Raw genomic sequence first — 9,099 nt, 5'->3', positions numbered from 1 at the left:
TGAGGGCTTTTTGCTATTTTATCAGTTCCAAAAAGTCGTAATAAATATCTTTTGGATGTGGGTTTGCTTTTGTCCAGTCCGTAATTCCATTGTGCGGGTATCGTTTTTCGGAAATTTATCAAACGTTGCGTTTTTATTTTCTCTATTGATTCTATGCAACAAAAAAACACCTCGCTCTGTGTAGCGAAGTGCTTTTTTAAAAAATAAAGAGATGTTTCGTTCTTAAAAAGAAAGCGTCAAACCGACTAAATAGTTGATTTCGGCTTGCGGGAAGTAAGCCGCCGTTCCGCTTTCAAAAGTTCCGTTGGCGACGTATTTCGCATTTAAAATATTGTTAGCCACAGCTGAAAAAACCATTGATTTGCAGAATTTCAGCGAGTTTATTTCATACGAAAAATGCAAATTATTCACAAAATACGATTTCAGTTTTGAGTTTTCCTCATTTACGTTGCTCATATATTGCTCGCCAACATATTTGGTAAGCAAAGTAGCTGAAAAGTTCGGTATCGGTTTGAAAGTCAGTGAGTTTCCTACCACAATTTCAGGAGAATACGACAGATGTGTATCGCCGATATTCACTGATTTTCCGTCTTTTAGCGTGTGAAAATCTACGTTTTTGTTTTTGCTGAACGCCGCATTGGGTTGCCAAATCCACTTATCGGAAAGCAATAAGGTGGCATCGATTTCAACACCCGCTCGGTAGCTGTTCCCGCTGTTATCACGAATCGGATACCCCTTGTCGTTCAACCGACCGGTAAGCACCAGCTGGTCTTTGTAACCCATATAATATAAGTTGGTGTTGATTTTCACTTTTGCGGTGTTGAATCGCCAACCCAGTTCAAAATCGTTCAATTTTTCAGGAAGCGGTTCTTTTTTAACGGCATTCGGATCGGCTTTGAGGGCTTTTTTGTGTTCCTTATGAGCCGCTTTGTAGTCACTTCGGTTAGGCTCTTTGGTGGCTCGGGCATATGACAAATAAAAATTGTTATTTTCGTTTAATGAAAAGCTGATTCCCACTTTCGGATTTACAAAATTAAACGCCTTATCTGCCTTATATTCATCGGCTTTGTAATGCACATATCGGTATTGCGCATCGGCAAACAAATCCCATTTCGGAGCGAATTTCCAAGTCATTTTCGCAAAAGCAGAACCGTCTTTTTTGTAGCCCCAATTCTCATCAACAACCTCTCTGTAAGGCTGTGCGGCTTCTTCCGACCACACACGCTCATCAATGTGCAGACCTTCGTATTTGTTGAATGCTCCCCCGAAAATCAAATCAAAATTATTTTTTTTGAAGTTGGAAGAAAAAGTCGTTCCGTAGAAATCGTTATCCAAGCCGTAGCGGGTGATTTGGTGCTTGTCGTAGGTTGCTCCGCCCCAAGTTTCGTACATTTCCCAGTAGCCGCGACCTTTGGTATAATGAAACGCCAAATTGGTTGTCCAGCGTGGCGACCATTTTTCCACCCAGTGCAATTGGGCGTGGTCTTGCTGATAATTATCGGTTTCGTTGTCGTAAAAACGCTTGTTTCCGTCAATATCGGTATATGCCCCCGCCGGATTGTGTTTGCGGTTGCTTTTCAAAGTGGCTTCATCGATGCCAATCCACGTGAGTTGTGTTTTTTCCTTTCCGCCGAAAACCAAGGCTTTGATAAGCGTATTTTGATGAGAATAAGCGCCTTGCAGAAAATACGATTTCAGGTCGGAAGCGGCACGGTCGCGGTATCCGTTTGAATTGATTTTTGAAAAACGCCCCGACACTTCAAAGCGGTCATTGATTTTTCCGGAGGAAAGTTTCACCGTGTGTTTGTGCGTGTTGTAACTTCCGTAGAAATTGGCAATTTCAGCATACGGATTTTCCGAAACGGCGTCGGTAAGCACGTTTAGGCTCGCTCCGAAAGCCCCTGCTCCGTTGGTTGATGTTCCCACACCGCGTTGCAATTGAATGTTTTCTGCCGAAGAAGCAAAATCGGAAAGATTGTACCAAAACGTGCCTTGCGATTCGGAATCGTTATACGCTATTCCGTTGATTGTTACGTTCGTACGATACAGGTCACTTCCCCGAACGGAAAGGTAGGTGGCACCGAAGCCCGTTCCGTCTTCCGAATAGGAAACCACGTTGGGCAAATGCCCTAAAAGCATCGGGATTTGCTGCCCTTGATTGCGTTTGGCGATTTCCGATTTAGAAAGGTTGGAAAACGTTACCGGAAGCGTTTGTTTTGCCCGTACGGCGGAAACCAATACTTCATCTAACTTAATGGTTTCCAGTTGTGTAGAATCTTTTTCCGATTCGATGTTTTGAGCGAAAGCCGAAGTAGCGAGGCTCATCACTCCCATAAAAAATAATTTTTTCATCAGTAAAATGAATTTTTACAAAATAAAAGAGGCAATTATTTTATGGAATTAACAAAAAAGGCTTGTTTCTGCTACCCAACAAGCAAAAACAAGCCACTTATCTTATTGACTTCGTTTTCCTTAGACTGCATTACCAGCCCAAGTTCTATGGGTATAATCTCAGCCGCAAAACGCAGCACCCCTTTGAGACGGCGGCAAAATTATAAAAAAAAGTTAAAACCACAAAATTGGGTTTAAAAATTTAAGGAAAGAAAGCAGGTTCAATGCCGTTCTTTGTAATTGACGAACTATTGTATTTCAGCGCTCAGCCCCGCGTGTAGTAAGGCAGAACACATTGGTTCGAGTTTTTGGTAACTTCCTGATTTAACCTCACACTTGCCGTTAAAATGCACAATAATAGCGCATTGTTCGGCTTGCTCGTAGGTGTGTTTGCAAACCCTTACCAGCGTTTCAATCACGTGATCAAACGTATTTACATCATCATTGAAAAGGATTAAATGGCAACTGCCATCTAACAATTCTTCGACTGATGTTTCAAATTCCGTTATTTCTTGGTGACTGAAAATCATATTGTTACTGTGTTAAGAAAGTTTTTCAAATTGTAGTGCTACCCACTGGTTTCGCTCCAAATTACTGATGAGTTCCAAATTATGTTCCTCACAACATTTGGCAATTGTGGGAATATCGCTTTTATAAAATCCGCTTAAAAGTAACTTTCCGTTTTTGCGTAAACTATTCACATACAGCGGAATATCGTTAAGCAGTATATTTCGGTTGATATTGGCGATAATAACGTCAAACGTATCGTTGGCAATCGAAGTAGCGTCGCCTAACTGCACGTTGATATTTGGCTGTTGGTTGCGCGCCACATTTTCAACGGAATTTTCAACGCACCACGGGTCAATGTCAATTGCCGTAATATCGGTAGCCCCGCGTTTTGCCGCCATAATGGCTAAAACACTGGTGCCACAGCCCATATCCAATACTTTTTTGTGGGTTAAATCCGTTTTCAAAAGTAATTGAAGCATCATATAAGTGGTTTCGTGATGTCCCGTTCCGAAACTCATTTTAGGCTCAATTACAATGTCATAACGCGTGTTGGGTTGGGGATGAAAGGGGGCTCGGATGGTGCAAATGTCTTCCACGATGATGGGGTCAAAATTTTTCTCCCACTCTTCATTCCAGTTTACTTGCTCAATGGTTTTGAATGTGTAACTTATCTGGAATTCATCGGATTGCAATATTTGCACATCGTCCAAAATAGATTGATGCCAAAGTTTTTCTTGAATGTATGCCAAAAGCCCTGTTTCGGAATCTACAAAACTTTCAAAACCACATTCAGCCAATTCAGCAACCAATATTTCAGAAGCCACCCCAAGGGGTATAATGGTAAAATTGTATTCTATATAATTGTTCATCAGTGTTTTATTCTGCTTTTTTCTTACGGAGTTCAAAATTTTTGCCCAAATATACTTTTCGCACCATTTCATCGGAGGCGAGTTCTTCGGGTGTGCCGGCTTTTAAAATGCCGCCTTCAAACATCAGGTAGGTTCGGTCGGTAATGGCGAGGGTCTCTTCCACGCGGTGGTCGGTGATTAAGATGCCAATGTTTTTGCTTTTTAATTGAAAAACAATGGTTTGTATGTCTTCCACTGCGATGGGGTCTACACCGGCAAAGGGTTCGTCAAGTAAAATAAATTTTGGGCTGGTGGCTAAAGCCCGCGCAATTTCGGTGCGTCGGCGTTCACCTCCGGAAAGTAAATCGCCTCGATTTTTGCGAATATGCCCTAAACTGAATTCATCAATGAGTGAATCGGCTTTCATTTGCTGTTCTTTTTTGGAAAGTTTGGTGAGTTGAAGTACGCTTTTGATGTTGTCCTCAACGCTCAATTTTCTAAAAACGGAAGCCTCCTGAGCCAAATATCCGATGCCATACTGCGCTCGTTTGTACATTGGGAAAGTTGTAATGTTTTCATTGTCAAGATAAATGGTGCCGCCATTGGGTTTTATTAGCCCCACAATCATATAAAATGAAGTTGTTTTTCCGGCTCCGTTGGGTCCTAAAAGTCCCACGATTTCACCCTGATTCACTTCTAACGAAACGCCTTTTACAACCTTTCGCCCTTTGTAAATTTTAATAATATTATTTGCAATCAGTTTCATTTCTTGTTAGTTAAAATTTTCAGCTTTTGCCAAAGTGTTTATTTTTAGTGTTTTACGTAAAATGTTTAAAAACACATTTTTCACACTATCTTTACCAAAAGACGAAGTTTGGGCAAAGATAGGTAAATTTCGGACAAAAGATGACTGATTCGCTTGTTTTTTGCCGAAGCTAAAAATCAAACCGATAGGGCATTTCGTCTAATTCGGTTTCTAAATCAACCCAATCGTGTACTTCCGTAACGAGGTCGTAAACCATTTTTTCGGTCAGAATTTTGCCCTGATAGATGTCGGTAATGGTTGCTTCAGACATATTTTCTTTCAAAAACGTTTCGTCGCCAAAAAAGTCAATTGCCCAATTTTTGTATTTTTCAGGCTGAACTGAAATTTGTTCAAATTTCGATATAACTTCTTCAATATCAAAGTTTTCTTCGCTTTGCCAAGTTTCTCCATCAAGTGACCAAATCACAAACGGAATATCGGCATTTGAAAAGTTTTTACGATAATACGGCAAGAAAATTTTCGGGATTTTCTTTTCAAAAGATTGATTATTAGCTTCTTTTGAATCCTCCGAGCTGTTCGAAGGTACAATTAAACAGCCTTTTTCGGTAAAATAAAACGACAACGACGTGCCGTCATCTTCCTCAAAACCAAGCCCCCATTGTGCTTCGGTGCCGTCATACTCTTCTTGTTGGCTTTTGTAGTAGGTGTGGTAAGTTTCAAATTCGTGTCCACAAATAATCCAATCCATCACAGCTCTGCCTTTGCAAATCTGTTTTAACGTTTTTACGTTGGGTAATTGTTCTAAGTAGGTTTTGCAATTCATTGAACCTAAGAAATTTAATTAAATATTAAAAGTTGATTATGCGTTTGTTTTCTGTTGTTTTTCTTGTTTTTTTAAGACGTATTTCGAGATGAAAATACTTATTTCATACAAAATCATAATGGGAATTGCCACAATTATTTGGCTCGCTACATCGGGCGGTGTGATGATGGCAGCCAAAATCAGCACCAAAACCACGGCGTGTTTACGATAGGTTCGCATAAAAGTAGGGGTAATCAAACCTAATTTGGTAAGAAAATAAACAATGATGGGCAGTTCAAAAACCAGTCCGCACGAAATGACTGACGAGCGCACAATGGCGATGTATGAACTCAAATCAATTTGGTTACTTACTTCATTACTAACGGAATACGTTCCCAGAAAATTGACTGAAAGTGGGGCGATTAAATAATATCCGAAAAGCGTTCCGGTGAAAAATAGGGCAGAGGCAATGACGATGAAACCTCCGGCTAAATTGCGCTCATTTTCATAAAGACCGGGGCTGATAAACTTCCAAACTTCATAAAGAATGTAAGGAAAACAAATGATGATTCCTGCCCAAATCGACGTCCAAATGTGAGCCGAAAATTGCCCCGCCATTGTTCTGTTTTGAATTGAAAACGGCAATTCCTGCGCACAAAAATCACTGGTGTATCCCAAAAAATGCCCCAATTTACAGAACATCCGATACGTGAAAAAATCACCCTGTTTGGGACCAAAAATAATTTCAAAAATATAATCCTTGTAGATAAATGCCAAAAGACCAACCACTAAAATAGCTATGGTTGAGCGAATTAAATGCCAACGAAGTTCTTCCAGATGATCTAAAAAAGACATCTCATCTTTTTGAGTTGCCATATATTGTTGTCAGATAAAAGTCTGTTTGTTTTTTATGAATAATAATGCAAATATACGCTTTGTTTTGAATTTTGGAAATTTTTGGAAAAAAATCTTTTCACGGCTTTATTTTTGCGACAAGAAGTGCGCTTTGAATAACCGAAGTTCATCCCAAGTGTATTTTCCGTTGCAGGCATCAAAAATATTGCCCAACGAAAGGTTTTCTTCCTGTTCAAATACCTTGCTGAGTTCACTGATTTTTTCGTTCGGAAAAATTTCAGAAATGGCTATCTTTCCCGTTTCCACCAATTTTGTTAAATGACGATATACGGTTGTTTCGGTAAGTACCCGTTTTTGAGCAATTTCTGTGATTGAGGGTGTAGTTTTCCACAGTTGCAGCGTAATTTCATAGGTCGAAATTTTTTCGTCCGAACTGCCTTTTCCACCTTTTCCGCTGATATTTTCAGAAACGAATAACTGTTTGTTTTTCAGGTGTTCTTTTACTTTTTCAACCAGACTTTCCCGAATTTCTTTCAGTTCAGAAGCGTTTATGGTAGCGGCATTGAAATCCGTATTGTTATAGCTGGATTGGATTATTTTTCTTGTTTTGAGTAAGTTACGAATTATTTGCGAGCTAACACCTTCCAAATCATATAGTTCGTCTTTGTATTGTTTCACTTTTTTTGACGTGATAATTTCGCCTTCAACACGCAAAATTTCATACCAAATTTCTTTCAGAAGAGGTATAAAGTAAGCGAATGCTTTTTCAAAACGTTCATATACAAATGAAATTTGGTAATCACTTGAAAATGTGTTTTTTAATTGCGATGTAAATTTCTCGGCAACGCCCGTGAGTTCAATTACTTTTTTTGTTTGTGTGTCTGCCCAATTTTTGTAACTGCTTTTCTTACCGATGTCTCCGGTGTAACTGCTTCTGTGTAACATCCATTGTCCCAGAAAGTTATCCCATTGAAAGCATTGCAATACAGTGGTTTCCAAAAACTGTTTTTTGCCCAGTTGGCAAGCGTTTTCAAGTTCGTGTTCAGATGCTTTATTTTCAGCGTATTGCTTTACGTCATAATTGTTTTCAATTCCGTTGGGATTGATGGGGGAGAGCAGTACCAGTCCATCCAGCGACCGTAAACGCGAAAACGCCACATACGCCTGCCCCGAAGCAAAAACTTTATCCAAATCCAAAATGGCTTTTTCAAAGGTAAGCCCTTGACTTTTATGTACGGTAATTGCCCACGCTAACCGAAGCGGGTATTGGGTAAAAGTTCCAAGTCGCTCTTGTTCAATGTCTTTGGTGGTTTCGTCAATCCGATAGCGAACGTTTTCCCATTCGTATGGCTCCACTTCAATGACATCACCGCCATCAAGCCGCACCCAAATTTCGTCGTTGGTAAGCGAGGTAACAGTCCCCATTTTTCCGTTAAAAAACAAGCGCTCGCCCGATAAATCATTTTTGACGAACATCACGCGTGCTCCTTCTTTCAGAACAATTTGTTTTTCAATGGGATAGATGTGTTCAGGGAAGTCGCCCACCACCACGGCATCGTATGTAAATCCTTTTGATTTTATTTTGCTGATTTCGTGCTGATTAATATGGTCAGCCTTGGCGTTGTGTGTCGTTAAGGTGATGCAGTCTTTTTCGGGCGTAAAATTAGGTTTTACGTATTTTTGCAAATGTGTAATATTTTCAGCTGTTAGTCTGTTGTCTCTCAGGTTGTTGAGAAGTGATATGAATTCGGGGTCTGACTGGCGGTATATTTTTTCCAATTCCACATAAAGCAACGGATTTTCTTTAATAACCTTTGCCTGAAAGAAAAACATTCCGTCATAATATTGTTTCAGCACTTCCCATTCGTCGTTTTTAACCACTGGAGGCAGTTGCATCAGGTCCCCAATGAACAAAACTTGTACGCCCCCAAAAGGAAGCCGGTTTTTTCGAACGGTTTGCAACATAAAGTCCATCGCATCAAGGATGTCGGCTCGTAGCATACTTACTTCATCGATTATCAGAAGTTCAATATTTTCAATAATTTGCCGTTTATTTTTGTGTATTTTGAAATGCCTTCGCAGGGATGTTCTGTTTTCAAACCGCCCTCCCTCAGTAACAACCGAAGGGTTTGATATTGTGGGAAGAAATGAAGCGAAAGGCAACTGAAACATAGAGTGAATCGTTACCCCGCCGGCATTTAACGCCGCAATGCCCGTAGGGGCTACGACAACCGTGTTTTTGTGGCTCGTAGCGATGATTTTGTGTAATAATGTTGTTTTGCCCGTACCCGCCTTGCCGGTCAAGAAAATGTTTAAGTGCGTTTGGTTTATCAAAGCCAGAATTTGTTCCTCCATACCAAATTGAAGTTTAAAAATGAAATCTTGTTGTGATTTTTAGCTGATTAATCAAGTGTAATCCGATTTTTTTTGCGCTCAAAACCGAAGCGAACCACAAAGGTAGTAAAAATAATGATAAAAACGAGAAAATCATCAGAATGTTCTTTTGCGATTTGCGTTGTGCTTTTTGTTGTTTCCAAATGATTTTTGATGACCAAGCAGATAAAAAATAAAATAATTTTTTTAGATTATGTATTTGATTTACAGTGGTTTTTATTCTTTTTTGAATTTTATTTTCAAAAAAAAGATATGAAAAATTTTGTCGGATAAAAATATATATTTACATTTGCACCTCGTTACAGGTAGGGTTATGCTTATTTGTGATGTTTTTTTTGCCGATATAGCTCAGTTGGCCAGAGCACGTGATTTGTAATCTCGGGGTCGTGGGTTCGAATCCCTCTATCGGCTCAAAAGTTCAAGATTTTTAATTGTTTACACTATTTGTTGGGGAAGATACTCAAGCGGCCAACGAGGGCAGACTGTAAATCTGCTGACTATGTCTTCGCAGGTTCGAATCCTGCTCTTCCCAC

Annotated in this window: 7 protein-coding genes, 2 tRNA genes and 1 riboswitch; of the genes, 2 read left to right on the top strand and 7 right to left on the bottom strand. The window is 39.7% G+C overall.

The genetic code is table 11. From position 1 onward, the window contains the following. Positions 1–222: 222 nt before the first annotated feature. The 7 genes from Q4D72_RS11725 to Q4D72_RS11695 all read right to left on the bottom strand — a co-directional run bounded on the left by Q4D72_RS11725 (position 223) and on the right by Q4D72_RS11695 (position 8,527). Positions 223–2,352, bottom strand: a complete 2,130-nt coding sequence (locus tag Q4D72_RS11725) for a TonB-dependent receptor (RefSeq protein ID WP_303078103.1) — start codon at positions 2,350–2,352, stop codon at positions 223–225. Positions 2,353–2,450: 98 nt separating this feature from the next. Beyond that, positions 2,451–2,545: riboswitch (TPP riboswitch) on the bottom strand. Between the two features lie 94 nt (positions 2,546–2,639). Beyond that, the gene (locus Q4D72_RS11720; protein WP_303078101.1) at positions 2,640–2,921 is read right to left on the bottom strand and encodes an ATP-dependent Clp protease adaptor ClpS; all 282 of its coding nucleotides are present in this window, start codon (positions 2,919–2,921) and stop codon (positions 2,640–2,642) included. A 12-nt stretch (positions 2,922–2,933) separates the two neighbouring features. After that, the gene (gene prmA / locus Q4D72_RS11715; RefSeq protein ID WP_303078099.1) at positions 2,934–3,770 is read right to left on the bottom strand and encodes a 50S ribosomal protein L11 methyltransferase; all 837 of its coding nucleotides are present in this window, start codon (positions 3,768–3,770) and stop codon (positions 2,934–2,936) included. A gap of 7 nt (positions 3,771–3,777) precedes the next feature. Continuing rightward, entirely contained in the window at positions 3,778–4,515 is a 738-nt protein-coding gene (lptB, locus tag Q4D72_RS11710) for an LPS export ABC transporter ATP-binding protein (protein ID WP_303078097.1), read from the bottom strand. A gap of 169 nt (positions 4,516–4,684) precedes the next feature. Next, entirely contained in the window at positions 4,685–5,338 is a 654-nt protein-coding gene (locus tag Q4D72_RS11705; RefSeq protein WP_303078095.1) for a hypothetical protein, read from the bottom strand. A 36-nt stretch (positions 5,339–5,374) separates the two neighbouring features. After that, entirely contained in the window at positions 5,375–6,193 is an 819-nt protein-coding gene (gene tatC / locus Q4D72_RS11700) for a twin-arginine translocase subunit TatC (protein ID WP_303078094.1), read from the bottom strand. 105 nt (positions 6,194–6,298) lie between these two features. After that, on the bottom strand, positions 6,299–8,527 hold the full coding sequence (locus Q4D72_RS11695) for a helix-turn-helix domain-containing protein (protein ID WP_303078092.1): 2,229 nt from the start codon (positions 8,525–8,527) through the stop codon (positions 6,299–6,301). Between the two features lie 376 nt (positions 8,528–8,903). Between Q4D72_RS11695 and Q4D72_RS11690 the strand changes: the two genes are divergently transcribed. Then, a tRNA-Thr gene (locus Q4D72_RS11690) sits at positions 8,904–8,977 on the top strand. Positions 8,978–9,016: 39 nt separating this feature from the next. Further along, positions 9,017–9,098: transfer RNA gene (locus Q4D72_RS11685), tRNA-Tyr, on the top strand. The last annotated feature ends 1 nt before the right edge of the window (position 9,099 follow it).

The organism is Capnocytophaga sp. (assembly GCF_030532915.1).
Lineage (GTDB): Bacteria > Bacteroidota > Bacteroidia > Flavobacteriales > Flavobacteriaceae > Capnocytophaga.
The sequence above is the reverse complement of the archived record's forward strand: the minus strand, read 5'-3'. Positions and strand labels throughout refer to the sequence as shown.

Coding starts and splice junctions, on each gene's coding strand:
- Q4D72_RS11705 (WP_303078095.1), bottom strand. CDS start 5,338: ATGAATTGCAAAACCTACTTAGAACAATTACCCAACGTAAAAACGTTA.
- lptB (WP_303078097.1), bottom strand. CDS start 4,515: ATGAAACTGATTGCAAATAATATTATTAAAATTTACAAAGGGCGAAAG.
- prmA (WP_303078099.1), bottom strand. CDS start 3,770: ATGAACAATTATATAGAATACAATTTTACCATTATACCCCTTGGGGTG.
- Q4D72_RS11695 (WP_303078092.1), bottom strand. CDS start 8,527: ATGGAGGAACAAATTCTGGCTTTGATAAACCAAACGCACTTAAACATT.
- Q4D72_RS11720 (WP_303078101.1), bottom strand. CDS start 2,921: ATGATTTTCAGTCACCAAGAAATAACGGAATTTGAAACATCAGTCGAA.
- tatC (WP_303078094.1), bottom strand. CDS start 6,193: ATGGCAACTCAAAAAGATGAGATGTCTTTTTTAGATCATCTGGAAGAA.
- Q4D72_RS11725 (WP_303078103.1), bottom strand. CDS start 2,352: ATGAAAAAATTATTTTTTATGGGAGTGATGAGCCTCGCTACTTCGGCT.